The 24,257-nt window shown below is 68.8% G+C and carries 24 protein-coding genes; 7 read left to right on the forward strand and 17 right to left on the reverse strand.

The features are described from left to right. Window positions 1-43: 43 nt before the first annotated feature. The 8 genes from FB560_RS16145 to FB560_RS16180 form a co-directional block, all read right to left on the reverse strand. Window positions 44-1,072: a FecCD family ABC transporter permease gene (locus tag FB560_RS16145; RefSeq protein ID WP_141873536.1), complete on the reverse strand. Its 1,029-nt coding sequence runs from the start codon at window positions 1,070-1,072 to the stop codon at window positions 44-46. After that, the gene (locus tag FB560_RS16150) at window positions 1,069-2,100 is read right to left on the reverse strand and encodes a FecCD family ABC transporter permease (protein ID WP_141873537.1); all 1,032 of its coding nucleotides are present in this window, start codon (window positions 2,098-2,100) and stop codon (window positions 1,069-1,071) included. The genes FB560_RS16145 and FB560_RS16150 overlap by 4 nt, the downstream gene beginning before the upstream one ends. Continuing rightward, the gene (locus FB560_RS16155) at window positions 2,097-3,140 is read right to left on the reverse strand and encodes an ABC transporter substrate-binding protein (RefSeq protein ID WP_141873538.1); all 1,044 of its coding nucleotides are present in this window, start codon (window positions 3,138-3,140) and stop codon (window positions 2,097-2,099) included. Before FB560_RS16155 ends, FB560_RS16150 begins: the two co-directional genes overlap by 4 nt. A gap of 215 nt (window positions 3,141-3,355) precedes the next feature. After that, the gene (locus tag FB560_RS16160; protein WP_141873539.1) at window positions 3,356-4,195 is read right to left on the reverse strand and encodes an ABC transporter ATP-binding protein; all 840 of its coding nucleotides are present in this window, start codon (window positions 4,193-4,195) and stop codon (window positions 3,356-3,358) included. After that, window positions 4,188-5,036 (reverse strand): ABC transporter ATP-binding protein, encoded by an 849-nt coding sequence (locus FB560_RS16165; protein ID WP_141873540.1) that lies wholly within the window; start codon window positions 5,034-5,036, stop codon window positions 4,188-4,190. Before FB560_RS16165 ends, FB560_RS16160 begins: the two co-directional genes overlap by 8 nt. Next, entirely contained in the window at window positions 5,033-5,944 is a 912-nt protein-coding gene (locus tag FB560_RS16170; protein ID WP_141873541.1) for an ABC transporter permease, read from the reverse strand. The genes FB560_RS16165 and FB560_RS16170 overlap by 4 nt, the downstream gene beginning before the upstream one ends. After that, window positions 5,941-7,002 carry an ABC transporter permease gene (locus tag FB560_RS16175; RefSeq protein ID WP_141873542.1) on the reverse strand — a complete coding sequence of 354 codons (1,062 nt, stop codon included), beginning with the start codon at window positions 7,000-7,002 and terminating at the stop codon, window positions 5,941-5,943. The genes FB560_RS16170 and FB560_RS16175 overlap by 4 nt, the downstream gene beginning before the upstream one ends. Before the next feature lie 11 nt (window positions 7,003-7,013). Next, complete coding sequence (locus tag FB560_RS16180) at window positions 7,014-8,600, reverse strand: ABC transporter substrate-binding protein (RefSeq protein ID WP_141873543.1); 1,587 nt, start codon at window positions 8,598-8,600, stop codon at window positions 7,014-7,016. 151 nt (window positions 8,601-8,751) lie between these two features. Between FB560_RS16180 and FB560_RS16185 the strand changes: the two genes are divergently transcribed. After that, the gene (locus FB560_RS16185; RefSeq protein ID WP_267901917.1) at window positions 8,752-9,342 is read left to right on the forward strand and encodes an Lrp/AsnC family transcriptional regulator; all 591 of its coding nucleotides are present in this window, start codon (window positions 8,752-8,754) and stop codon (window positions 9,340-9,342) included. A 39-nt stretch (window positions 9,343-9,381) separates the two neighbouring features. On the opposite strand, the gene FB560_RS16190 is transcribed toward FB560_RS16185, so the two are convergent. The 3 genes from FB560_RS16190 to FB560_RS16200 are packed head-to-tail and all read right to left on the reverse strand — an operon-like array spanning window position 9,382 to window position 11,367. Further along, window positions 9,382-9,738, reverse strand: coding sequence for a hypothetical protein (locus tag FB560_RS16190; RefSeq protein ID WP_229672905.1), 357 nt, complete (start codon window positions 9,736-9,738; stop codon window positions 9,382-9,384). 22 nt (window positions 9,739-9,760) lie between these two features. After that, complete coding sequence (locus FB560_RS16195; RefSeq protein WP_229672910.1) at window positions 9,761-10,360, reverse strand: GNAT family N-acetyltransferase; 600 nt, start codon at window positions 10,358-10,360, stop codon at window positions 9,761-9,763. After that, a complete protein-coding gene (locus FB560_RS16200) occupies window positions 10,357-11,367 on the reverse strand; it encodes a hypothetical protein (protein ID WP_141873545.1) in 1,011 nt (336 codons plus the stop codon). Before FB560_RS16200 ends, FB560_RS16195 begins: the two co-directional genes overlap by 4 nt. Window positions 11,368-11,447: 80 nt before the next feature. Here FB560_RS16200 and FB560_RS16205 point away from each other — a divergent pair, with 80 nt between their 5' ends. From FB560_RS16205 to FB560_RS16220, 4 genes are all read left to right on the forward strand, one after another. Then, the gene (locus tag FB560_RS16205) at window positions 11,448-12,416 is read left to right on the forward strand and encodes a hypothetical protein (RefSeq protein WP_141873546.1); all 969 of its coding nucleotides are present in this window, start codon (window positions 11,448-11,450) and stop codon (window positions 12,414-12,416) included. After that, window positions 12,413-13,522 carry a hypothetical protein gene (locus tag FB560_RS16210; RefSeq protein WP_141873547.1) on the forward strand — a complete coding sequence of 370 codons (1,110 nt, stop codon included), beginning with the start codon at window positions 12,413-12,415 and terminating at the stop codon, window positions 13,520-13,522. The genes FB560_RS16205 and FB560_RS16210 overlap by 4 nt, the downstream gene beginning before the upstream one ends. Before the next feature lie 368 nt (window positions 13,523-13,890). After that, window positions 13,891-14,937, forward strand: a complete 1,047-nt coding sequence (locus tag FB560_RS16215) for a sensor histidine kinase (RefSeq protein WP_170198186.1) — start codon at window positions 13,891-13,893, stop codon at window positions 14,935-14,937. Continuing rightward, a complete protein-coding gene (locus FB560_RS16220) occupies window positions 14,930-15,835 on the forward strand; it encodes a response regulator (RefSeq protein WP_170198187.1) in 906 nt (301 codons plus the stop codon). Before FB560_RS16215 ends, FB560_RS16220 begins: the two co-directional genes overlap by 8 nt. 145 nt (window positions 15,836-15,980) lie before the next feature. On the opposite strand, the gene FB560_RS16225 is transcribed toward FB560_RS16220, so the two are convergent. Continuing rightward, window positions 15,981-17,345, reverse strand: coding sequence for a glycosyltransferase (locus FB560_RS16225; RefSeq protein WP_141873550.1), 1,365 nt, complete (start codon window positions 17,343-17,345; stop codon window positions 15,981-15,983). A 64-nt stretch (window positions 17,346-17,409) separates the two neighbouring features. Here FB560_RS16225 and FB560_RS16230 point away from each other — a divergent pair, with 64 nt between their 5' ends. Continuing rightward, complete coding sequence (locus FB560_RS16230; protein WP_141873551.1) at window positions 17,410-18,051, forward strand: TetR family transcriptional regulator; 642 nt, start codon at window positions 17,410-17,412, stop codon at window positions 18,049-18,051. Between the two features lie 105 nt (window positions 18,052-18,156). Here FB560_RS16230 and FB560_RS16235 read toward each other — a convergent pair whose 3' ends face one another. The 4 genes from FB560_RS16235 to FB560_RS16250 all read right to left on the reverse strand — a co-directional run bounded on the left by FB560_RS16235 (window position 18,157) and on the right by FB560_RS16250 (window position 23,134). After that, entirely contained in the window at window positions 18,157-18,555 is a 399-nt protein-coding gene (locus FB560_RS16235; RefSeq protein ID WP_141873552.1) for a DUF779 domain-containing protein, read from the reverse strand. Window positions 18,556-18,623: 68 nt separating this feature from the next. Further along, on the reverse strand, window positions 18,624-20,174 hold the full coding sequence (gene exaC, locus FB560_RS16240; RefSeq protein WP_141873553.1) for an acetaldehyde dehydrogenase ExaC: 1,551 nt from the start codon (window positions 20,172-20,174) through the stop codon (window positions 18,624-18,626). 115 nt (window positions 20,175-20,289) lie between these two features. Beyond that, a complete protein-coding gene (locus FB560_RS16245) occupies window positions 20,290-21,612 on the reverse strand; it encodes a GAF domain-containing protein (RefSeq protein WP_141873554.1) in 1,323 nt (440 codons plus the stop codon). 94 nt (window positions 21,613-21,706) lie between these two features. Next, window positions 21,707-23,134, reverse strand: coding sequence for a CCA tRNA nucleotidyltransferase (locus tag FB560_RS16250; RefSeq protein ID WP_141873555.1), 1,428 nt, complete (start codon window positions 23,132-23,134; stop codon window positions 21,707-21,709). 39 nt (window positions 23,135-23,173) lie between these two features. Here FB560_RS16250 and FB560_RS16255 point away from each other — a divergent pair, with 39 nt between their 5' ends. Then, on the forward strand, window positions 23,174-23,788 hold the full coding sequence (locus FB560_RS16255; RefSeq protein ID WP_325058565.1) for an HD domain-containing protein: 615 nt from the start codon (window positions 23,174-23,176) through the stop codon (window positions 23,786-23,788). A 13-nt stretch (window positions 23,789-23,801) separates the two neighbouring features. Here FB560_RS16255 and FB560_RS16260 read toward each other — a convergent pair whose 3' ends face one another. Next, a complete protein-coding gene (locus FB560_RS16260; protein ID WP_141873556.1) occupies window positions 23,802-24,092 on the reverse strand; it encodes a hypothetical protein in 291 nt (96 codons plus the stop codon). Between the last annotated feature and the right edge of the window lie 165 nt (window positions 24,093-24,257).

The following is a 24,257-nucleotide window of genomic DNA, read 5'->3' on the forward strand; positions in this document are numbered from 1 at the left end:
GATAGTCACAGCTCTGCCGAGACTCGACCCCCTCGCCTGCGCCTCAGAACCGCCGCCGCGCCGTCCGCACCACGAGGAACATCAGGTACAGGCCTCCGAGCACGAGCGTGACGACACCCACCGGCAGCGCGTGCTTCGGCACGGCGTTCTGTCCGATGATGTCGGCGAGAGAGAGCAGCGTCGCGCCCATCAATGCGGTCGCGATCAGATGCGCCGGACCGTTCTTCACGATGAGCTTCGCGAGATGCGGAGCGGCGAGTGCGATGAACGCGATGGGCCCGATCACGGCGGTGACGACGCCGATCAGGCCGACCGCGATCGCCACGAGCCCGGTCTTGGTGAGACCCATGCGGCCGCCCAGGCTCGTGCCGATGTCGTCGCCGAGCTCGATGAGCCACAGGCCGCGCCGGGAGAACCACAGCACGACCATGAGCGCCGTCACGACACCGATCGGCAGCAGGGCCTGCGCCCATCCGACGCCGTTGAGCGATCCGGCATCCCAGATCGCCGCGGAGATCGCGACCTCGCGTCGGGCTCGCAGCAGCATCCAGGCGTTGACGGCGGCGAGCACCGCACTCACCCCGATGCCGACGATCACGATCCGGTATCCCAGCGCCCCGCGCCCCGCGATCAGCAGCGCGACCAGCGCCGCCGTGGCGAAGCCGCCGAGCACCGCACCGATCGCGACGGCGAGGCCCGATCCCCCGCCGGTCGTCATGACGATCAAGGCCCCGGTGTACGCGCCCGTCGTGAGCCCGATCACGTCCGGACTGCCGAGCGGGTTGCGTGTGATGGTCTGGAACACGGTGCCCGAGAGCGCGAGTGCCGCGCCGAAGAAGACGGCGGCCAGCGCCCGCGGCAGACGCCAGTCGACCACCACCATCCGGATGCCGCCGTCCGTCTCGAACAGCGCCTCGATCACGCGGAGCGGCGGGATCACGGTGTCACCGATCGACAGGCTCGCGAGGAACGAGAGCAGCATCACCGCGGCCAAGGAGCTCATGGCCCACCACCCGCGGCGGCCGAGGGGGCGACGGGCGCGGCGGATGTCGGCGCGGGTCGAGGCGTTCACATCTGCACCGGATTCCTGCGGCGGCCGATCCAGATGAGGAACGGCGCGGCGATGAACGCCATCACGATGCCGACCGGCACCTCCTGCGGGGCGATGATGACCCGACCCACCACGTCGCCGAGCACCACGACGATCGCTCCGATCACCGCGGCCAGGGGCACGATCGCCTTCTGCGATGAGCCCACCACCCCGCGCGCGATGTGCGGGGCGGCGAGCCCGAGGAAGGCGATCGGCCCCGCGACCGCGGTCGCCGTGCCCGCCAGCAGCGTGACGGCGGCGACGGCTCCGGTGCGCATCCATCCGATCCGCACCCCGAGCGCCGCCGCGGTGTCGTCGCCGAGCGCGAGCACGTCGAGGCTGCGGGTCATCAGAAGCGCGAGCACCAGCCCCACCGCGATCGCGGGGCCGGCGACCGCGAGGATCGACAGGTCGCGTCCGGCGAGTGCGCCGGATTCCCAGCTGCGCATCTGCAGGAAGGCCATGGGGTTCAGCAGCACGAGGGCCGTCGTCACGCCACCCAGCACTGCGGCGAGCGCGACGCCCGAGAGCACGAGGGTGACGGGGCTCCCTCCGCCTGCCGCTCCGAGGAGCACGACGGCGATCGTCGCGAGGAGCGCTCCGCCGAGTGCGAAGGCCATCAGGTGCGGGAAGTCGTTGAGTCCGAGCGCAGCCACCGCGATGGCGACCGCGACGGATGCGCCCGCGTTGACCCCGAGCAGTCCCGGATCCGCCAGCGCATTGCGGGTGAGTCCCTGCATCACAGCGCCGGCGGCACCGAGCGCGAGTCCCACGATGAGGCCGAGGGCGGTGCGCGGGATGCGCGACTCCCGCACCACGAGCTGCAGGTCGCTGCCGTCGAAGTGCACGATCGCGGCGAACACGGTGTCGAGCCCGACCAGTTTCGTGCCGACGGTCAGTCCGATCACGGTCGTGACGGCCAGCGCGACGACCGCGAGCACGACGACGAGCGCGACCCGCCCGGCGGAGAGCCGGCGCGGATCGCGTGTCGCGCGTGCGGCGGTGGTCACTCCGCGGTGTGTGCGGGCCCGTTCCCGGCGACCGCGTCCGCGAGGGCCGGCACCAGCGAGTCCAGGACATAGGGGAGGCTCAGCGGCGAGGTGAAGTAGATCGCGCCGGCCGTGATGCCGTCGGTGTAGACGTCCTTGTCGTTCTTCATGGCCTCGATCGCGGTGACGAAGGGCTCCGCCTCGAGAGCGGTGATGTCGTCGTCGGACTCGGTGCCCCAGATCAGCACGTCAGCCGCGTTGAGCACATCGAGGTTCTCGACCGGGATGTACGCCTGGCCCCCGGAGGTGTCATCCGGAGCGTAGGCATCGATGTCAGCAGGAATCGTGAACCCGAGGTCGGTGAGGAAGTCGGTGCTCAGTCCGTCCTGGTAGGCGATCGCGGCACCGTCGTAGATCGCGTTCTGGAGGAACACGATCGAGGTGTCGGCGAACTCGGGGTGTGCGGCGGCGGCTGCGGCGAACTGCGCGTCGATGTCGTCGACCAGCTTCTGCGCCTCGTCGCCCAGGCCGACGGCCTCGCCGATCTGCAGGGTCTGCACATCCCACGGCTCGAAGTACATGGAGTAGTCGCCCGAGTGCGCGACGGTCGGCGCGATGTCGGAGAGACGGTCGTAGTCCTCCTCCGTCATTCCGGCGTTCGTGCCGATGATGAGGTCGGGGTCGAGCAGAGCGATCGCCTCGAAGTCCAGGCCGTCGGTGGTGGTGAGCACCTCGGGCTCGGAGTCGCCACGCGCCTCGTCCGCCCACGGCCACGACGCGAATTCGTGGTCGCCGTACCAGTCGGTCACCCCGACCGGCGCGAGGCCGAGCGCCCAGAGCGTGTCCTGCTCGGTGTAGCCGACCGTGACGATGCGCGCGGGCTGCTCGGAGATGGTGGTCTCGCCGTAGGCGTGATCGACCGTCACCGGGAATGCGCCGGGATCGGCGGCGGGCACCGAGTCATCCGTCGTCGAGGCCGACGTCGAGCAGGAGGTCAGGACGGCCGCGGCGAGCGCGGCGGCGAACAAGGCGGTGAGCGCCTTCGAACGGGAGAGGGGCATGGAGGGACCTGTTCCGTGAGATAAGGGTTGCCTAAGCTTATCTATCGGAAGGGATCCCCGCACCCGGAGACCTGGCGCACCTGGGGGGGGCAAGACACGCCGCACGAACGCACGCGGATGCGGCGAGTGGTGGCCCCTCGCCCGACAGGGCCGGGCGAGGGGAGTGAGAGGGCCGACGAGCCCGACGAGGGCCGACGGATGAGGCGCGCGTGACCTCAGTACAGGACCGGGGGGATCTCCGACCAGACGATGCGCTCTTCGGTCGTCGGCGCGACCGGAATGTGCCCGGCGCCGTCCGGCTCGGGGATCGCGGCCAGTAGCGCGCGCGTGTACGGGTGCTGCGGATCGGCCCAGACACGGTCGGTCGGACCCGACTCCAGCACGCGTCCGCCGAACATCACGAACGTGCGGTCGGCGATGCGCCGCACCACGGCGAGGTCGTGCGAGATGAACAGCATCCCGGCTCCGGCTTCCGCCACCAGGTCGCGCATCAGGCCCGCCACGCTGGTCTGCGTCGAGGCGTCGAGTGCCGAGATCGGCTCGTCCGCGACGAGGAGCGACGGTCGAGCGGCCAGTGCGCGGGCGATCGCGATTCGCTGCTTCTGCCCACCCGAGAACTGGTGCGGGTACCGCGTGCTCACGTTCGTCGGCAGCCCGACGCGTTCGAGCCACTCCTCGACCGTCGATCCTGCGGCGCCTCGCGCCTTGGCCGTGGCGATGCCGTCGGCGATCTGCTCGCCGATCCGGCGTCGCGGGTTCAGCGAGGTGGACGGATCCTGGAACACCATCTGGATGCCGGTGAGCGCGATCGAGCGACGACGGATGCCGAGCGGCGACACGGGCGCATCCCGGAAGAGCACGGTTCCGCCCGCGGTCTTCTCGATGCCCACGACGGCACGCGCCAGGCTGGACTTGCCGCTGCCGGACTCGCCGACCAGGGCGACCGTCTCGCCGGGGGCGACGCTGAGCGACACCCCGTTGACCGCGATGACGGGCGGGTTCCCCGGGTAGCGGACGACGATGTTCTGCGCGTCGAGAACGGCGACCTCACTCATCAGCGGCCTCTCCCTCGGGTGCTTCCTCGATCTTCGAACCGGGCAGCGCCGCGAGCAGCGTGCGCGTGTACTCGTGCTGCGGCGAGAGGAACAGGGTCTCGCGGTCGGCCCGCTCGACGATGCGTCCGTCCTTCATGACGGCCACCTCGTCGGCGATCGCGCTCATGACACCGAGGTCGTGCGTGACGAGCAGCACGGCCAGGCGGCGTTCGGTCGCGAGATCGCGCAGCAGCCGCAGGATGCCGGCCTGCACCGTGACATCGAGAGCCGTGGTCGGCTCATCCGCCAGCAGCACGTCGGGGTCGCAGGCGAGGGCGCAGGCGATCGCGATGCGCTGACGCTGTCCCCCGGAGAACTGGTGCGGATACCGCTTCAACGCCTCCTCGGGATTCGGCACCTGCACGGTCTGGAGCAGCTCGACCGCCCTGGCGCGCGCTGCGGCCCCCTTGAGGGCGAGGTGCACGCGCATGTGGTCGGTGAGCTGACGACCGACCGGCAGCTGAGGGTGCAACGAGGCCGACGGGTCCTGGAAGATCATCGCGATGCGCTTCCCGCGGATGCGATTGAGCGCGCGGCGGCCGAGTCCGACGAGCTCGTCGTCGCCGAGACGGATCGACCCCCCGGTGCGCGCCTGGCGTGGCAGCAGCCCGAGAACAGCCAGCGAGGTCAGCGTCTTACCGGAGCCGGACTCGCCGGCGAGGCCATGGATGCGACCGGGCGCGAGGTCGATCGACACGCCCTTCACGAGCGGACGACCGATGTCGATCGTGAGATCGCGGATGCTCAGCGTCGGGGCGATCCCGGTCGACGCGCCCGGAACCGGCGTGTTCTGCGCGCTCATGCGGCGACTCCCGTCGCGGAGGCCTTGTGCTCGGCCTGCTTCTCGTGGGCGATCTCGGCGGTCGGGTCGAGAACATCGCGCATCGCGTCACCGAGGAAGTTGAACGCGAGCACGACGGTCAGGATCGCGAGTCCGGGGAAGACGCCGAGCCACCAGGCGTCGAAGTTCTGCATCGCACCGGAGATCATCGATCCCCACTCGGCCGTCGGCGGCTGTGCGCCGAGACCGAGGAACGAGAGCCCGGAGAGCAGCAGGATGGCCGCGCCGATGTCGAGCGTCGCCAGCACCAGCACGGGGCCGGCGATGTTCGGGAGGATGTCGACGAACAGCGTCCGCACCGGCGAGTGGCCGAGCAGCCGACCCGCGATCACGTAGTTCTGTCCGCGCAGGCCGAGCACGATGCTGCGGGTGACACGGGAGTACTGCGGCCACGACACCACGATCGCGGCGATCACGGCGTTGAACAGCGAAGGCCCGAGGGATGCCGCGACCACCATCGCGAGGATGACGGTCGGGAACGCCATGAAGAGGTCGGTGATGCGCATCAGGGTCTCGTCGAGCCAGCCGCCGAAGTAGCCGGCGAGCGCGCCGATCACGGTGCCGATGATCATGGCCGCGATCACCAGGGTGAGCGCGAGCGGCAGGCTCACGGTGGCACCGGTCATCAGACGCGAGAAGATGTCGCGGCCGTTGCCGTCGGTACCGAGGAGCGTGTCGATCCCCGGCGGCTGCAGGCGGGGCAGCACCTGGGCGTTGGGGCCGAACGGCACCCACCACTGCGCCGTGAAGGCGACGATGACCCAGGCGCCGGCGATCACGGTGCCGATGATGCCGAGCGGGGTCCGCCAGGCTCGGGGCCACCGGAAGCGGAAGCGTCCGGCCGGGGTCGCGGCGGCGATGCGGCTCATGCGATCCTCACTCTCGGGTCGAGGACGCCGTAGAGCAGATCGACGACGAAGTTGATGAGGAGGTAGATGAAGCCGACCACGAGGCCGACGCCCATGATGCCCGGCAGATCGAGGTTCGCGGCGGAGTTGTAGGCGTACGTGCCCAGTCCCGGCCACGCGAAGACGGACTCGACGAGCACCGTTCCCGAGAGCAGTGCACCGAAGGCCACACCGACGACGGTCAGGATCGGCAGCGAGGCACCGCGGAGCACGTAGTCGAGGATCACGCGCATCGCCGGGAGTCCCTTGGCCCTGGCGGCACGCACGTAGTCACTGCCGAGGACCTCGAGCACGGAGGTGCGGATGAACCGGGTGAGCAGACCGATCGTCACGAGCGACAGCACCATGACCGGCAGGGCGAGGTGCGCGAGGGCATCGAAGAACCCGACCGCGTCGCCGTTGAGCAGGTAGTCGACCGTGTAGAGCCCGGTCACGCGCGGGGGCGGCGTGATCGAGGGCGAGATGCGTCCGGAACCGGGCGCGATGCGCAGCTCCAGGAAGAAGACGTAGAAGCTGACGAGCGCCAGCCAGAAGGTCGGCACGCTGAGTCCCACCAGGGTCACCACGCGGATGACCTGGTCGGTGACCAGACCACGCCGGTAGGCGGCGAGCGTGCCGAGCACGATGCTGACCACGAGGCTGAGGATGATCGCGCCGATCGCGATCTCGATCGTGGCCGGTACCGCGGTGGCGAGGTCGCTGGTGACCGGGCGTCCGGTCACCAGCGACGTACCGAGGTCCCCGCGCAGCAGGTTCCCCATATAGATGAAGTACTGCACGAACAGTGGCTGGTCGAGTCCGTGCTCCCGGATGAACGCGTCACGCGTCGCCGGGTTCTGGGACGCGCCCTCACCGAGCGCGGCCGAGACCGGGTCTCCCGGCACCAGGTTGGTGAGCGCGAACGTGACGATCGTCACGCCCACCAACAGGAGCAGGGAGGTGCCGGCCCGCCGCAGCAGGTATCCGATCAGAGGCGATCGGCGCCGCTGCGCCTGCCTCTGCACCGCCACTGTCGTCATGAGATATCCGTTCAGCCGGCCGGGGTGATCTCGGCGATGTCCATCTCCCAGACGGAGTTGTACACGGCGCCGGTGACGCTGTCGGCCGAGGAGATGTTGCGACCGGGGACGATCAGCGGCACGAAGGGGCCCTCGGCCTGCATGGCCTCGGCGAACTCGGTGAACGCGTCGGTGCGGGTGTCGGCATCCGTGGCGCTGGCAGCACCTGCGGCGATACCGGCGATCTCCGGGTTGGCCTCCGCAGCCCAGCCGGCGCGGAGACCGACCTTCAGACCCGGAGCGAAGGGCAGGAAGTTCGCGGAGTCCGCGTAGTCCGGGCCCCAGAACCAGAGGCCGAAGCCCTCGGTGCCGTTGACGTAGGCGTCCAGCTCGGTCGCGAACGGGGCCGGAGCGAGCTCGACCGTGATGCCGGCATCCTCGAGCTGCGCCTGGATGCGCTCGGCGAGCGGCGTGAACTCCACGCCACCGACCGGGTAGTCGTTCGGGAACTGCAGCTTCAGGGTCTGGCCCGTGTAACCGGCCTCTTCGAGAGCGGCCTTGGCCTTGTCGAGGTCCTGCGTCACTCCGCTGTCGAGCGCGCCCTCGAATCCGGGCGGGATGACACCGGTCGCCTGCACGGAACCGGCGCCTGCCAGCTCCAGGAGCGCGTCGTAGTCGAGCGAGTAGCGGATGGCCTCGGCGATCTTGACGTTCGCCAGGTCACCGGCGACGGCCTCGGACTGGTTCAGCAGCAGGAAGATGGTCTGTCCGGACGGGACCGAGTCCACCGTGATGTCGTCGCCCAGACCGGCGACCTGGTCGCCGTTCAGGTCCATCGCGACCATGGAGTCGCCGCCCTTGAGGTTGGCGAGCTGGGTGGCGCTCTCCGAGACGTTGCGCACGACGACGCGCTTGTACGCCGACTCCTCATCGCCGTTGTACTCGTCGTTGCGGGTCAGGACGACCTGCGAGCTGAGGTCGAGCGTGTCGAGGACGAACGGGCCGGAGCCGGCAGACTCGCCGTCGAGGAACTTCTGCGCCGTGTCGGTGCCGTCGGTCGTGCCGCCGTTCTCGATCACGACGTCGGAGTTGACGATGCCGAGCGCCGGGTTCGCGAGGATCGCGGGCAGCTGCAGCAGCGGGGTCTCGGAGGTGAACTCGATCGTCTTGTCGTCGACCTCGGTGATCGTGAGGCCGCCGAGCAGGAAGTTCGGCTTGGCGTCTGCCATGCCCTGGATGCGCTGGAGCGTGAAGACGACGTCCTTCGCCTCGATGGGCGAGCCATCGGAGAAGACCCGGTCACCCTCGAGCGTGAAGGTGAACTCGGTCGCCTCGTCGTTCTGCTCCCAGGATGCGAGCCCAGGGACCGGGGTCGAGACGTCGGAGCCCTTGAAGTCCACCAGCGTCTCGTAGAGCGCCTTGGCGATCATGTTGCCGGTGGGGTCGTAGGTGTGGCCCGGGTCGGTCGTCTCGATCGAGAACGCCGTGTCGATGACCAGTGAATCCGTGCCGGAGGACTGGTCGCCGTTGTTGGCCGAGTTCCCTCCTGAGCATCCTGCGAGCGCGAGGAGCGCTACGGCTCCGATCGCGATGACCGACGTGCTGCGACGTGACGACATGAGAGCCTCCAGAGGCGAGGAGTACATTCGGGTGTGGCCGACCCAGATGTGGACGACCGGTGATCAGATTCGCATCATATGCGACGATGTGTCCAGCAAGGATGCGGATCATCATCATGGTCTGTCTAGAACCTCGGATGTGAGGAGCAATATGTCCAGCAAGGATGCCGAACAGTCAAAGCATTCTGGACGGAATGCCACCCCGTTGGACGAGACCGCGTACAGAATCCTCGAAGTGCTGCGTGATAACGGTCGCGTCTCGATCGCCGCCCTCGCGGACAAGGTGGGGATCTCCCGCGCGAATGCGTACACCCGGGTCGAATCGCTCGTGCACGACGGGGTCATCACGGGGTTCAGCGCGCGGGTCGATCAAGCCAAAGCAGGACTCTCGATCGGTGCACTCGTGTTCGTCACGGTGCTGCCGCAGGCCTGGGCGTCGTTCCGCGACCGCGTTCTCGAGATGCCCGATGTCGAGTGGTGTGCGATCACCACGGGCGAGCACGACGCCATGCTGCTGATCCGCGCGGTCGACGTGAGCGGTGTGCACGAGTTCTCGACCGGCGTCATCGCGCAGCTGCCCGAGGTGCGCACGGTCGTGAGCGTCGTGGTGCTCGACGAGGTGATCCGTCGCCCGTACCTGCTGCCCGGCGATCTGCCCGAACGCGACAGCGGCATCGCCCCCTTGGGGATGACCCGCTGGACGCCGGCCTCCCCCGGCCGTGACACGCTCCCGCCGCGCTGACCGCACCCCGCCCCACCCTATGAGGGGTCGAGAGGAGGGTCAGGCCGCGATCTCCTCGCACACGCTGAGCTGCGGCAGGCCGTGCATCTCGTAGTGCTCGACCAGACGGATCGCGCCGTCGTCGGTGAACTCCAGCTCGCTCTCGCCGTCTCCGGTCACGACCGTGCCGTCGGAGACGAGCACGTGCACGAACGAGACCCAGATCGTGTCGCCGGTGCGGGTGCCGACGAACTTGCCGAACGTGACCGTGTCACCCTCGTACCCGCCCCAGATCGCGCCGTCACGTTCGAAGTACTCGAAGATGCTCGGCGCAGCGGGGTCGACCGCAGAGGTCGTGGACGACACCATCCGGAATCGGCGGCCGTCGAGGGAAGGGATCGTCGCAGTGGCAGTCACCCCTCGATTATGGGGGATGCTTTCACCGCGCGGATGCGGAGCGCTCTCGCCACTCGGTCTCGAGCAGGCCGTAGATCAGGAGTGTCGTCCACTCGTCCTTGAACCATTCGCTCTCGACGAGCCGCGCCTCCCGGCGGAAGCCGAGCCGCTCCACGACGCGCGTCGAGGCGGTGTTCCGCTCGTCGATCCGCGCGGCGATCCGATGCAGGCCGAGTCCGTCGAAGCCGAGTGCGAGCAATGCCTCGACGGCTTCCGTGGCGTACCCGCGCCCCGAGAAACGGGGGTCGAAGATGTAGCCGACCTCGCCTGCACGATCGGTCGCGCTACGCCAGAACAGCACGACGTCGCCGACGAGCGCGCCGCTCTCGCGGTCCTCCGCGGCGAGGCAGATCCCGTCGCCCTCCGCCGTGAAGACCGTGCGCGACCAGGTCGTGGTGATGCGCTGTTCCACCTCGCCGAGAGTCAGCGGCGCATACGGCACGTAGCGCACCGCAGCCGGATCCGACTTGTACGCGTGCATCGCGACCGCGTCGTCGGCCACGATCGGTCGCAGCAGCAGCCGCGGGGTCAGGATCGGGTACTCGGGGGCGAGCACGGGTGTCTCGCGGGCTGCCTCCGTCACTCGAGATCCAGGGAGAGCAGGCCGGGCACGCTCGCGGTCTCGGCCTGGAGGGCGGTGAGGAACACGGCGTACTCGGGGTTCATGTCGATCCGTGAGGACACCAGCGTGTGGATCACCGTGCGGCCGGTGCTGCGCTCGATCCTGATCCGGTTGACGGGGTACGCGGGCGGCGTGACCCAGATGCGCGTGAGCTGGTTGTACGGGTGGTCGACGTCACCGATGCGGATGCCGTGGTGGCTGAGCGACACCTGCGCCGGAGCCGAACGCGCGATGCGCCGACGCTGCGCCGCGCCGATGGCGAAGCCGATGCCGACCACCGCCGATGTGGGCGCGAGCAGGATGAGTGCGGAGAGCTCCCCGTCGAGGAAGCCGGGTGTGAACGCCAGCAGGACCACCGCGAGCGTCACGACGAACGCGATCACCGCGACGAGCAGCAGCTGTCCGGCGAGACGACGCTCGCGGGAGGCGTCGACGGTGTAGGTGGTGGGCAGTGTCGCGCGCAGTCGGGCCGCCTCGACCGGATCGACGTGGGTGGGGGCGATCGGGTTGAGCGCCGCGATCAGCTCGTTGAATGTCGCACGCGTGAAGCCCGGGAGCTCGATCGTGATCTCGCGCCCGGCGCTGTGCACGACCAGCGCTCGCGTCGTGCCGCTGCGCAGACCGTTCGTGCGGTGCTCGGTGATCTGCGAGCGGAACGCCGTGGTCGCCCGCGAATAGGTCTCCCGGTTGCCCGGGCGCCCGATCTCGACCGCATCCGCAGTGACGACCACACGCATGTTGCGGAACCAGAACGCGCCCGCCCACACGGCGATCGTGAGAGCGATCGCCACGACGAGCACGATCACTCCGCGCGTCGGACGATCGACGCTGAACGGCAGGAACTGCGGAATGATGAACAGCGCGGCGGCCGACAGCACCACCGAGAGCACCAGGGCACCGACCGCCACGCGAACAGGGTGACGGCGGAAGACCCGCTCGCCCGCCGACAACGGAGTCTGACTCACCACGCGAAATCCCCTCGGAACGCCCACTTCTCGACGTTCGGATCTTAGGGCACGCGTGTCCCACGACAGGTACCGTGGGTCGCATGGAGTGGATCGAGAACCCGAGCGTCGGCGATTGGCTGCGCGAGCAGCTCGATGAGGACTACTCGAGCATGCACGGCGTCGTCCCGCGCGGATACCCGGCGTACGCGCGGGTCTTCCACCCCGCATCCGTCCGTTCCCTGCCGGACCGGGCGGTTCCGACGCACCAGGAGTGGGAGCGGCTGACCCCGGACGAGCAGGGGCGGCTCGTCGATCTCTTCATCGATGCCCCCACCACCTGGGCGGAGACCGCCGCCGCGTTCGGCACGACGCTGCATCCGCTGGCCCAGTGGCAGCGGATCGTGCGGACGCCCGCCGAGGAGGATTGGCGCACACGCGTCGCCCCCGACGGTCGTGAGTTCACCGCGCCGCTCGACGGCGAACTCGACGTCGATGCGCTGGCCCTGGTCGCCGCGCACCTGATCTCGCACACGCGCACCCCGGATGCCGGCTACGCGGCACTGTGGGAGGGCACCGGCAGTCTGGTCGGCTACCTGGGCGAGTCCCCGTCGCGCGTCTTCTTCAGCATCGGCGGCGACCCGAATCATGAGGCGATGCTGAACCGCAGCACGCACGATCCGTTCAACAACGTGTTCCGCAAGCCCTCCTGGCAGGAGGGCATCCTGTCGCGCGAGATATCGGAGGGTCCGCGCCTGCGGCTGCCGGGCCGCGACCACGTGCTCTTCTCGGTGCCACCCCGCATCTTCGCCGATCCGCACTGGGTACTCGACGTGCCGTGGCGCGATCGCATCGCCGAGGAGCACGGATTCCCGCCGTCCGCGCAGGGACCGAGCATCATCTGGCCCGAGGATCGGGCCTGGGTCGTGGTGACCGAGGTCGACTTCGATTCGACGGTGGTGGCCGGATCCGCCGAGCTCATCCGGGCGATCTGCGCCGACGAACGTCTCGAGGCCCTGCCGATCACCGAGGGTGCCAACCTGGGATGGAACGGCGATGAGGTGAACGGGTGACGACGCCCCCGCTGACCTTCGATGCGAGGCCCCTCACCGACCCGGTCGATCCGGCGGCGGTGCGGGCGTTCGCCGCCGAGGTGCGTGCGCGCGGGACGCAGGGCCCGGCGATCTCGACCGTCATCGGCATCGTCATCGCGGTCGTCGTGGGGCTCGTGCTGGTGCCGACCGTGGTGACCGTCATCCTCAGCCTCGCCTCGTTCAGCGATTCCCCCGAGGCTGCCGCGATCCCGCTGCTGCTGATCGGCCTGGTGCTCGCCGCGATCGGGATCATGGTCTGGCTCGGCTGGCGCAACGGACGCGACACGCGCTATCGACTCAACCGCTTCGCGCAGGCGAACGGCATGTCGTATGAGGCGCGCGTCGCAGACCCACCCCTGCCGGGCATGATCTTCAGCCTGGGGCGCTCGCGGCTCGCGACCGACCTGGTGCGCGGATCGACGCCGCGCTTCGTCGAGTTCGGCAACTACCAGTACACGGTGCAATCGGGGAAGAACTCCACCACCTACCGGTGGGGGTACGTCGCGGTGAAGCTCGACGTGCCGCTGCCGAACATCGTGCTCGACGCGAAGGGCAACAACGGCTTCGGATCCAACCTGCCGGCGTCTTTCCAGAAGGAGCAGCGCCTGTCACTGGAGGGCGACTTCGACCAGCACTTCACGCTGTACTGCCCGTCGGGATACGAGCGCGACGCGCTCTACCTGTTCACGCCCGACATCATGGCCCGGTTCATCGACAACGCCGCCCAGCTCGACGTCGAGATCGTCGACGACTGGCTCTTCCTGTACACGCAGCGCAAGGTGTCGACGCTCGATCCGGCGACCTGGGCGTGGCTTTTCGGCGCGGTCGGGGCGCTGCTCACGAAGTTCGACCAGTGGGCGCGGTGGCGCGATGAACGGCTGCTGGCCGAGAGCGCGGATGCCGTGGCGTCGGGCGTGCCGGTCGCGACCGATCCCGCCCTGCCGTTCGCCCCGCCGGTCGGACTGCTCACTCCCCCGCCCGGTGTCGCACCGCAGGGACGTCGACTCAAGCGCAGCGGAACGTGGCTGCCGATCGTCATCCTGATCGTGTTCGGCGCGTTCTGGTTCTGGAGCCGCCTGAACTGACAGCGGAGACGCCGTGTGTGGGGGTGGGTGCCGTCTGGGGAACAGCTGCCCACCCCATCCCCCCTCGGGATCAGGAGAAAGACTGGGGATCTTCTCCTGCATGACGGCGATGCCGTCGCGCCCGCGGTCAGCTGGGGGCTGACGCTGCTCGGCGCTTACGGGAATGGTATACCGGATCACGTTGCAATGTCTTGCGTTCATTCACGCGCATATTGACGCGGCCCCCGCTCCGGCCGTACCCGGTGTGCGACTCCGTCTGCACGACGCGCATGTCACAGTCACCCCCTAGATAGATGGGAAAGGAGGAGTGCGGGTGTTGAGCGAGTCCTCGACGCGCAAAGATGCATCTCAGCGTCGAAGGGAGGATCGTGCGAAGACAGCAGTCGACGAGCGACGCCGTGCACCGCGCGGAGCCGAGGCCAGGAGAGCATGCGGATGCCGACCGCGCTGCGCTGTTGGAGAGCATCAGCGACACTGCTATCGGGATCGACCATCGCGGTGCGCTGACCTGGTTCAACCCCGCAGCCGCCGATCTTCTCCACCTCACCATGCAAAGCATCGGCCACGACGCAGAGCAGCTCGTGGCCGATGCCAGCGGAATGAGTACAGGCCGCGCCCTCGAGGCGCGACTCATTCAGATCGGCGGGCGCTTACTGATGGTGTCTTCGGATCGAGAAGCCCTCCGGTCCGCCCAAAGGAGTCGATTGGTCATCTTCCGCGACTACTCGCGCGACGCTGCCATGCTGCGCGACCTCGACGGTGCGCAGGAGCACATCGAGGCGCTGCGGGCTCACGGTCACGAGTTCGCGAACACGCTGCACATCGTCAAGGGCCTTCTGGAGATGGGCGAATCTCAGCGGGCACTCGACTTCGTGCGGTCCGGAGGGCTGTCGGGAGATCTCGCGCTGGCGGTCGACGAGATCGCAGACCCAAGTATCCGCGCGCTGATCAGGGCATACAGAGCCCGCGCCCGCGAGCGCGGCATCGATCTCACTCCCGCGGCGACCTCCGCATTCCCCGACCTCGCGGGTGCGGACCCCGGATTCCTCGAGGCGAGTTTGCTGATCGTGGGCAACTTCCTCTCCAACGCGGTGGAGAGCTGCGCCCACGGCGACCGCATTGACATAGCCATCACCACAGCGGAGAGTGCCCTGACGACCGGCCTGCTCGTGCACATCCGGGTAGACGACAGCGGTCCTGGGGTGGCAAGCGATCTGAGAGAGCGCCTCTTCGCGCTGGGAACGACAACGAAGACGGGAAGTACGGCACGCGGCTGCGGTCTGGGCATCGTGCATGGCACGGTCACACGGTTGGGAGGCACCTGCACCTTCGAGCGTTCGGGACTGGGTGGCACCCGTTTCGAAGCAAGCCTCCCCGTCCCGGAATCTGAGCGGTGGAGGTTCACGGATGGGTGAGCTTGAAGTGCTGATCGTCGACGATGAGCCGATGGCGGCAGAGCTGCACCGCATGTTCGTCGATCGCACTCCGGGTTTCGTCGTGATGGGTGTCGCCTCGTCCGGGGAAGATGCTCTGCGGACCATACGGCGACGAACTCCCGACGTGGTATTGCTCGACCTCCAGTTGCCCGGCATATCGGGAGCGGAGGTGCTTCACGCGGTGCGCAGGGATCACGGAGACGCAATCGAAGTCATCGCCGTCACCGCTGACCACCGCGCGAGCAGCGTGTCCCAGATGCGCATGCTGGGTGTGGCGCACTACCTGGCGAAGCCGTTCTCGGTGCGTGAGCTGCAGAAGAGGCTGCGGTCAGTGGCACGAGTGCGCAACACTCTCTCGTCCCGCCAGCAGTTCTCCGATCAAGCGGAGATCGATGACGTGATGCGCACCGCATACGCCGAACGCTCCCCAGCCGCCCCTTCCCGGAGCGACGACCCCACGCGAGAAGACATACGTGTCGGCCATCCACTCGATGCGCTGCGGGAACGAGCGGATCGCTGGATTGCGGATCAGGGGCACCTGCACGATGCGGGCCTCTCGGTGCTCGCCGAGGCACTCCATGTATCGGTGCGCCAGCTGCAACGCGCCTATGCACGCGTCGACGGTTCGGCTCAGGAGGCCCTGCGCGATCATCGAGTGGGAGTGGCGGCAATGCTGCTGCTCGGCACGGAACGGATCGCGACCACCGAGGTCGCCCGCCGCACGGGGTTCCGTTCACTGCGGACGATGAGGCGTGCGTTTCAAGATGTGCTCGGCGCGCCGCCCTCACGGTGGCGAGCAATCCATGAGTCCGCGGCGACGAAGGAGGCGGTATCACGACAAGAACCGGACAGAAGACGTCCAAGAGGGTTGGAATGATCCGCAGAGACGTCACAGCTGTTCTGAGGCAGCCAGGATACTGACCAAGGGCGCCGCGGTGCACGGGTTCGAGAGTTCTTGTCGCACCGAACGCCCGGGGCCGCCCTGGGGAGCGGCCGGTGGCACCGCCCTTTCGGAGCGGTGTTCAAGGAGTCGATGGCGACTCCGCATCGTGAGGGGCCTCTGCCGGCGAGAGGCCCTTCACGACCGTGTATTGCTCGGGTGCTCGGCGCGGAGCCAGTGAATCGAGCACGTCTCCGAGGGCAGCCCACGCGTCCGAGACGCGCATCTGTTCTCCGATCGCCTCGGCGCGTGCGCGGTACGACCCGTTCTCGAGCACACGCGCCACGGCCCGTCCGACCTGATCGGGCGTCACCGTGGTGGCACGCAGATTCAGACCCGCACCCGACCACCCGACCCGCGCCGAGACCTCGACCTTGTCTTCCGTCTGCCCGGCGACCACCAGGGGAACACCGTGCGCAAGCGCCTGCTGGACGCCGCCGTATCCTCCGTTCGTGACGAGCACATCGACCAGGGGCAGGAGCCGGTCGTATGGCAGGTACTCGGCGACGCGCACGTTCTGCGGCAGACCCGCAGGCAGCGCGTCGACCGGACGCCCTCCCGTCGACACCACCACAAGGGCGTCGGTGGCAGCGAGCGCGGTGATCGTGGGCACGATCACCTGCCCGAGATCAGAGTTCGCGATGGTGCCCTGGGTCACGTGGACGACGGTCTTCGCCTCTTCGACGTCGGTCCACCAGGAGGGCACGGCGAGTTCCGAGCGCGGCGCCGGCAGAGGGCCGGCGAAGTGGACCGTGTCCGGCAGGTCGGAGCGCGGGTATTCGAAGGACGGCACCGTGAACTGCACGTACGCATCCGCCCGGCCGGCCCAGTCGAGCACGAAGCTGCCGAGCCCGCGTCCGGTCGTGCGCCGTGCCATGGCATCCGCCTCGCGCTGCACGCCGCCGAAGATCGCTCGCTCCGCCACCATCCGTAGCAGCGCATTGCGCATGCGCCCGAGCGGACCCGGCAACGGTGTGACCCCGAGTCCGAACGGCGCCGCGTCCTTGCTGCGCGCCCCCAACGGGAAGATGCCGAGCACGACGACCGGCGGACGCTCCTCCCGCGCAAGCAGTTGCAGCAGTGCCGCCCCGATGAACAAGGGTTCGGTGAGCACCGCATCGACAGGGCCGCTGGCGAGCACGCCACGGATGGCCTCGAGCTGGGCCGCACCGGGGCGGATGAAGAGATTGCTCATGTCGAAGCGCAGGGCGGCGGGGCCCGTGAGACCGGCGCGCTCCGGGAAGGCGCCATCCGCATCATCGAGGTCGACGTCGCCCTCCGCCGGCAGCGGCACGAAACGAGCACCGGCGGCGGTGACGCGATCGGCGTAGCGGCTGCTCGTGAGGAAACTGACCTCGTCACCGCGGGAGACGAGGTGGCGAGCGATCTGCAGCAGCGGCACGACGTGGCCGTGCGCGGGCGTGCACGTGATGAGGTAGCTGGACATGATGGGTTCTTTCCCTAAGATTGAATGTACCCACGTAGTATTCATCACCCTCTTAGGAAAGTCAATGACTGAAGTCGTATCTCGTACCTACCGCTCCGAACTCCGAGTGCGCCAGGCCCGCGAGACTCGTGCCCGCATCATCGCTGCGGCGGCCGGGCTGTTCGCAGCACAGGGGTATCAGGCGACGACTATCGCGGCCATCGCCCGCGCCGCCGGCGTCTCCGCGGAGACCGTGAAAACCTCGGCGTCGAAGGCAGAGCTTCTCATCGCTGCGTTCGAGGTGACATTCTCCGGTTCGGAGGGGGCGGAGTCCCTGGCCGACACGGAGGTCGCGGCCGGCCTCCTCGACCTCACTGACGACGCGTTCCTCGATGCCGTTCTTCGTCAGATCACAACCGCGAATGCGCGAGGCCACGCACTGTGGACCGTATTGCTGGGAGCCGCACTGTCGGATGCCGTCGTCGACGAAGCCCTCCGCGGGATGCTGACGCACCGTCGCGCTGACCTCACACTTCTGGTCGACGAACTGATCCGCCGAGGCGTTGCGAGAAACCTTCGCGACCCTGCCGCAGCGGCCGCCGCGATCTCGTTCCTGATCTCTCCCGAGAGTTACCAGCAGCTCGTGGTGCAGTCCGGATGGACGGCCGAGAGCTACGCGGTATGGCTGCGCTCGCGAGTGCTCGCCGAGGTCCACCGCCCGAGCTGACCGCACTTCACGTCTCGCACCGCACGAGGAAGGGCCTTGATGCGCCGACACGCACCCAGGCCCTCGCGGGCGGGCCGTCGGGGGACCGCCCGCCCTCCCTGCGCGTTACGACGCGGAGGCGAGCCCGAAGTACTCCAGCTCCGCCTCGTTCAGCATGCGCGAACGGATCAGGAACCGCATCCCCGTCGGCCCCTCCACCGAGAAGCCGGCGCCGCGCCCCGGCACCACGTCGATCGTGAGATGGGTGAACTTCCAGTACTCGAACTGCGACTCCGACATGAAGACCTCGACCGGTGCCTCCAATCCGACGTCGAGCGCGCCGAGCAGCACATCTCCGGGGCCTGTGATGAACATGCCCACCGGGTAGCACATGGGCGACGAGCCGTCGCAGCACCCTCCGGATTGATGGAACATGAGCGGACCGTGCTGCGTCGTCAGATCGCGCACGAGGGTTGCCGCGGCATCCGTCACCGCGACCCGCTGGTAGGTGCCGATGCTCACCATGTCTCGTTCCTCTCCGCAGATGGTTCCGGGCGGACGCTGAGGGTGCAGCGCCCGCCCGGGGATCGAACTCAGAAGAAGCCCATCGGGCCTTCCGCATACGAGACCAGGAGGTTCTTGGTCTGCTGGTAGTGGTCGAGCATCATCTTGTGGTTCTCGCGCCCGACGCCCGACTGCTTGTACCCGCCGAACGCGGCGTGCGCCGGGTACTGGTGGTAGGTGTTCGTCCAGACGCGACCCGCCTCGATCGCACGGCCGGCGCGGTAGGCGGTGTCGCCGCTGCGGCTCCAGACACCGGCGCCGAGCCCGTAGAGCGTGTCGTTGGCGATCGAGATCGCGTCGTCGAACCCGTCGAACGACGTGACCGAGAGCACCGGACCGAAGATCTCCTCCTGGAAGATCCGCATGTCGTTCGTACCCTCGAACACGGTCGGCGCCACGTAATAGCCCTCACTGAGATCGCCGCCGAGGTCGACCCGGTCGCCGCCCGTGAGCAGGCGAGCACCTCCCTGCTTGCCGATGTCGATGTAGCTGAGGATCTTCTCCAGCTGGTCGTTCGACGCCTGCGCGCCGATCATGGTGGCCGGATCGAGCGGATTGCCCTGCACGACCTTCTTGACCCGCTCGAGTCCATCGGCGAGGAAGCTGTCGTAGATCGAGCGCTGGATCAGTGCGCGCGAGGGACACGTGCAGACCTCGCCCTGGTTGAGCGCGAACATCGTGAAGCCCTCGAGAGCCTTGTCGTAGAACGGATCGGAGGTGGAGCGGGCGACGTCCTCGAAGAAGACGTTCGGGCTCTTGCCTCCGAGCTCCAGCGTCACCGGGATCAGGTTCTGCGAGGCGTACTGCATGATCAGGCGGCCGGTCGTGGTCTCGCCGGTGAAGGCGACCTTGCGGATGCGCTTGTGCTGCGCGAGCGGAGCGCCCGCCTCGATCCCGAAGCCGTTGACGATGTTCACGACGCCGGCCGGGAGCAGGTCGCCGATGATGTCGAACAGGAACAGCAGGGATGCCGGCGTCTGCTCGGCCGGCTTGATGACGACGCAGTTGCCCGCGGCGAGCGCGGGAGCCAGCTTCCACACCGCCATCAGGATCGGGAAGTTCCAGGGGATGATCTGACCGACCACGCCCAGCGGTTCGTGGAAGTGGTAGGCGACGGTGTTCTCGTCGAGTTGGCTGATGCCGCCCTCCTGAGCGCGCAGGACGCCGGCGAAGTAGCGGAAGTGGTCGACGGCGAGGGGGATGTCGGCGGCGAGCGTCTCGCGCACCGGCTTGCCGTTCTCCCATGTCTCGGCGACGGCGATCTCCTCGAGGTGCTGCTCGATCCGGTCCGCGATCCTGTTCAGGATGACGGAGCGCTCTGCCGGGCTCGTCTTGCCCCACCCCGCGAACGCCTGCCACGCGACCTCGACCGCGCGGTCGATGTCTTCGACGGTTCCGCGTCCGACCTCGGTGAACGGCTTGCCGTTGACGGGGCTCACGTTCTCGAAGTACTGCCCCTTGACCGGGTCGACGAACTCGCCGCCGATGTAGTGGCCGTAGCGCGCACGGTAGTTCGCGAGGGCGCCCGGCTGGCCCGGGGCCGTGTAGGCGGTGGACACGTCTTCTTCGACGATGGTCATCGTGACTCCTTCGACCGGCCGCGCGTCGGTGCTGCGGCGTGTCCTCTGAAGGTAGGTCGCGGGAGGTTGCACCCGGGTGCGCAACGTTGCGAGAAGTTGCAGGGGGATGCGGAGGCTACTGGGCGCGCTCGATACGGGTGACCAGTCCGGCGCGTTTGGGCGACCGGGCGGGCAGCATCTCGAGCGCGAGGCGCAGGATCTCGACGTCCGCCTGCCCCTCGGGGATCTCGGCATACGCGAGCAGCACGTCGAGGCTGGCCTCGGACAGCATCGCCTCGCGCAGACCGGCGCGCACCGACTCGCGGAACTCCTCGACGCCGGGCGAGGTCGACTCCGGCAGCACCGGTCCGCGGTAGGCGGTCAGTGCCACGCGGTGCGCACCGCGGTCGAGCAGCGAGAGCACGTCGTGCGCATCCGTGTCGAGCGGCAGCGGCAGCCGGTAGGGACGCGACTCGGGCACCAGCTCAGGGGCTGCGCGCTCGAGCACCTTGCGCAGCCGCACCATCTCGGGGCGCAGCGTGTCGGGTGAGACTCCGGGTCCGTAGACCAGCTCGCACAGGCGCTCGGCCGAGAGCCCCTGCCGGTGCACCGCGAGCATCAGCAGGATGGCGGCGTGGCGGGCACTGAGCTCGATCATCGACTCCTCGTGCGCCGACTCGGTCTCGAGCCGCGCCCGATCACGGCCCAGCACATGCAGGGTCGCGCGGGCCGTGGCACGGGTGCGAGAGGTCGCCGCGTGCGAACGCGACGGCGTCTCGGCGCGCGAGCGCAGCCGTGCGACCAGGAGCTCGGACTCGACGGCGCGGGCCGTCGCATCGACCAGGAGTCGGGCCTGCGGGCTGACCACCTCCGGACCGCCCGTGATGTCGATCACACCGAGCACCCGCTTCGTCTCGGGGTCCCGCACGGGGGCCGCTGTGCACGACCACGGATGCACCAGCCGGTTGTAGTGCTCGGCGCCGCGGATCTGCACCGACTGGCCGAGGGCGAGCGCGGTTCCGGGGGCGGTCGTACCGACCGCATCCTCCGCCCAGTTCGCGCCCGCCACGAAGCCCATGCCGTCGGTGAGGGACTGCAGCTGCCGGTCGCCCTCGATCCAGAGCAGGCGCCCGGCCTGATCGCCGACCGCGATGACCACCCCGGTGTCCTCGGCATCGCCGGGGAGCAGGAGCGCGCGGATCATGTCCATCGCCGAGGCGAGCGGATGCGCCAGCCGATAGGCGTCGAGCTCGTCGCTCACGAGCTCCAGCACGGGGGCGGTCTCGGGCCCGACGCGGCGCCGCCACGACCGCTCCCACGACTCGCGCACCAGCGGTCGCACCTGCGCGAGGCGCTGATCGTCGAGATTGCCCGCCAGCAGCTCCTCGTGCGCACGCTCGATCAGCAGGCGGGAGGTCGCGGGCTGGACGTCCCGGGAGTCGTGCCATGAGGCAGACACGGCGGTCTCCGATCATCAGCGGTGGAGCGTCATCCCAGTGTATTGGCCGGAACCCCCGGGGGGAATGGGGGTCGAGCTCCGACGCCGCGCGGACTCAATCGCGCGCGGCCCACCAGGCGCGCAGGCGCTCTTCGGCGGCCTCGGGCCCGAGCACACCCTCGTCGAGGCGCAGCTCGAGGAGGAACTTGTACGCCTCTCCCACCTCGCGGCCCGGAGTGATGCCCAGCACCTGCTGGATGCGGTTGCCGTCGAGCTCCGGCCGGATGGAGTCGAGCTCCTCCTGCTCGCGCAGCGCCGCGATCCGCGACTCGATGTCGTCGTAGGCCCCGGCGAGGCGCGCGGCCTTGCGCTTGTTGCGCGTGGTCACGTCGGCGCGCGTGAGGATGTGCAGCCGTTCGAGCTGGTCACCCGCGTCGCGCACGTAGCGGCGCACGGCGGCATCCGTCCATGCGCCCTCCGCGTAGCCGAAGAAGCGCAGGTGCAGCTCGATGAGGGTGGCGACGGCATTCGTCGTCGCGGTGTCGAAGCGCAGGGCCTGCATCCGCTTGCGGGCCATCCGCGAACCCACCACGTCGTGGTGATGGAACGTGACGATGCCGCCGTCCTCGAGCTTGCGCGTGCGGGGCTTGCCGATGTCGTGCAGCAGCGCGGCGATCCGCAGCGCCACGTCGGGCTCCGCACCCGGATTGCGCGCCTGCTCCAGCTCGATCGCCTGGCTCAGCACGGTGAGCGAGTGCTCGTAGACGTCCTTGTGGTGGTGGTGCTCATCGACCTCGAGCCGTAGGGCGCTGACCTCGGGAAGGAACTCCTCGATCAGGCCGCTGTCGACCAGCACGCGGATGCCGCGCACCGGGTCGTCGCTCTGCATGAGGCGCACGAGTTCCGATTGGATGCGCTCGGGGCTGACGATCTTCAGGGTCTCGCGCAGTTCGGTGATCGCGTCGGCCGTGGCGTCCTCGACCCGGAATCCGAGTTGAGCGCTGAAACGGGCGGCGCGCAGCATGCGCAGCGGGTCGTCACCGAACGAGATACGAGGGTCGGCAGGAGTGCGCAGGATGCCGGCGATGAGGTCTTCCACGCCACCGGTCGGATCCACGAGCTTGACCGACGGAACCTGCAGCGCCATCGAGTTGACCGTGAAGTCGCGTCGCCCGAGGTCGCCCTCGATCGAGTCGCCGAACTCGACGGTCGGCTTGCGGGTCACGCCGTCGTAGCTGTCGGCACGGTAGGTGGTGATCTCGACCTGCTCGCCCTGCACGCGGGCGCCGATGGTGCCGAACGCACGCCCGATGTCCCAGTGCGCGGTGGCGATCGGCTTCACGATCGTGAGGATCTCGTCGGGCGAGGCGCTCGTCGTGAAATCGAGGTCGTGCGTCTCGCGCCCGAGCAGCGCATCGCGCACCGGACCGCCGACGACGGCGAGGTCGAACCCGGCATCAGCGAAGGCCGTCGCCAGGGTGCGGACGACCGGATTCTCGGCGAGCGCACCGAGACGGGCGAGGCCGTCAGCCATGTTGAGCATGGGTTCCAGCGTACCGGGCGGGGTCGCGCAGGTAGTGTGATGCCCATCATGCAGCTGAGCACATTCGCGCCGCCCGCCACCCCCGCAGCCCGCGGGGCGCGAGCCCTGGCGGCGCAGTACCACTCCGAGTCGATGCAGAACCATGTGGTGAGGTCGTGGCTGTGGGCGGAGGCCTTCGCCGTCGTCGAAGACCGGGGCGACATCGATCACGAGCTCCTGTACGTCTCGGCGATGCTGCACGACATCGGCATCGTGCCCGAGTTCGACAACGTGAACCTGTCTTACGAAGAGGCGGGTGGACACGTCGCCGTGGCGCTCACGGCCGGCGCGGGGTGGGAGACGGATCGCAGCCGGCGTGCGCTCGACGTCATCATCCGGCACAACTGGCCGTCCGTCGATCCTGCGATGGATGTCGAGGGCTACCTGCTCGAGATCGGCACTGCGCTCGACATCTCCGGCGCGCGGGCCGACGTCCTCCCCGCACCCTTCCTGCGGGAGGTGCTGGCCGCATACCCCCGCCTGCAGCTCGCGCGCGAGTTCGGCGACGGCGTCGTGGACCAGGCCACACGCAAGCCGCACACCTCCGCCCAGCGTCTCGTCACCGGCGGAGTCGTCGGCAAGCTGGAGAACCACCCGCTCGAGCGCTCGGCATGACCGCCGGATCGGTTCAGAACAGCGGGTTCTCGCCCTTGGCCTGGGCGACGGCCTGCGTGCGCGCCTGCATCTGACGCACCAGGAGCGCGCTCATCAGGAACCCGCCGACCAGGGCGACCGCGACGAGCAGCCAGAGACCGAAGTCGGGGTCGATCACCTCGAAGCCGTAGATCGCGACCGCGAGGATCAGCAGCACGGGCCCTTCGACCAGCGCGAACCCGAGGAACAGCCGGGTCTGGCGGGCGCGGAAGTGCGCCTCGACGGCCTGGACACGGGCATCGATCGAGTCTCCGGTGTAGCTCATGCCCCCAGGCTAGCGACGGGCGATCAGGACTGCTCGGCCGACCCGCATCCCGCGACCTCGTCCAGCCGACGCCGGCGGGTGCCGCGGCATCCGTTCATCTCCCGGTTGCCCGGAGGTCAACCCGTGGTCATCCCTCTTCGATGGGCTGAAGGGGCCCCGTGCGGC

Source organism: Microbacterium saperdae, assembly GCF_006716345.1.
GTDB lineage: Bacteria > Actinomycetota > Actinomycetes > Actinomycetales > Microbacteriaceae > Microbacterium > Microbacterium saperdae.

Bases quoted from the DNA above. Each gene is read 5' to 3' on its own strand.
- FB560_RS16170 (WP_141873541.1), bottom strand. From the start codon at position 5,944: ATGAGCCGCATCGCCGCCGCGACCCCGGCCGGACGCTTCCGCTTCCGG.
- FB560_RS16260 (WP_141873556.1), bottom strand. From the start codon at position 24,092: ATGAGCTACACCGGAGACTCGATCGATGCCCGTGTCCAGGCCGTCGAG.
- FB560_RS16225 (WP_141873550.1), bottom strand. From the start codon at position 17,345: ATGTCCAGCTACCTCATCACGTGCACGCCCGCGCACGGCCACGTCGTG.
- FB560_RS16205 (WP_141873546.1), top strand. From the start codon at position 11,448: ATGGAGTGGATCGAGAACCCGAGCGTCGGCGATTGGCTGCGCGAGCAG.
- FB560_RS16155 (WP_141873538.1), bottom strand. From the start codon at position 3,140: ATGCCCCTCTCCCGTTCGAAGGCGCTCACCGCCTTGTTCGCCGCCGCG.
- FB560_RS16175 (WP_141873542.1), bottom strand. From the start codon at position 7,002: ATGACGACAGTGGCGGTGCAGAGGCAGGCGCAGCGGCGCCGATCGCCT.
- FB560_RS16250 (WP_141873555.1), bottom strand. From the start codon at position 23,134: ATGCTCAACATGGCTGACGGCCTCGCCCGTCTCGGTGCGCTCGCCGAG.
- FB560_RS16180 (WP_141873543.1), bottom strand. From the start codon at position 8,600: ATGTCGTCACGTCGCAGCACGTCGGTCATCGCGATCGGAGCCGTAGCG.
- FB560_RS16255 (WP_325058565.1), top strand. From the start codon at position 23,174: ATGCCCATCATGCAGCTGAGCACATTCGCGCCGCCCGCCACCCCCGCA.
- FB560_RS16235 (WP_141873552.1), bottom strand. From the start codon at position 18,555: ATGGTGAGCATCGGCACCTACCAGCGGGTCGCGGTGACGGATGCCGCG.
- FB560_RS16185 (WP_267901917.1), top strand. From the start codon at position 8,752: ATGTCCAGCAAGGATGCCGAACAGTCAAAGCATTCTGGACGGAATGCC.
- FB560_RS16230 (WP_141873551.1), top strand. From the start codon at position 17,410: ATGACTGAAGTCGTATCTCGTACCTACCGCTCCGAACTCCGAGTGCGC.
- FB560_RS16165 (WP_141873540.1), bottom strand. From the start codon at position 5,036: ATGAGCGCGCAGAACACGCCGGTTCCGGGCGCGTCGACCGGGATCGCC.
- exaC (WP_141873553.1), bottom strand. From the start codon at position 20,174: ATGACCATCGTCGAAGAAGACGTGTCCACCGCCTACACGGCCCCGGGC.
- FB560_RS16160 (WP_141873539.1), bottom strand. From the start codon at position 4,195: ATGAGTGAGGTCGCCGTTCTCGACGCGCAGAACATCGTCGTCCGCTAC.
- FB560_RS16220 (WP_170198187.1), top strand. From the start codon at position 14,930: ATGGGTGAGCTTGAAGTGCTGATCGTCGACGATGAGCCGATGGCGGCA.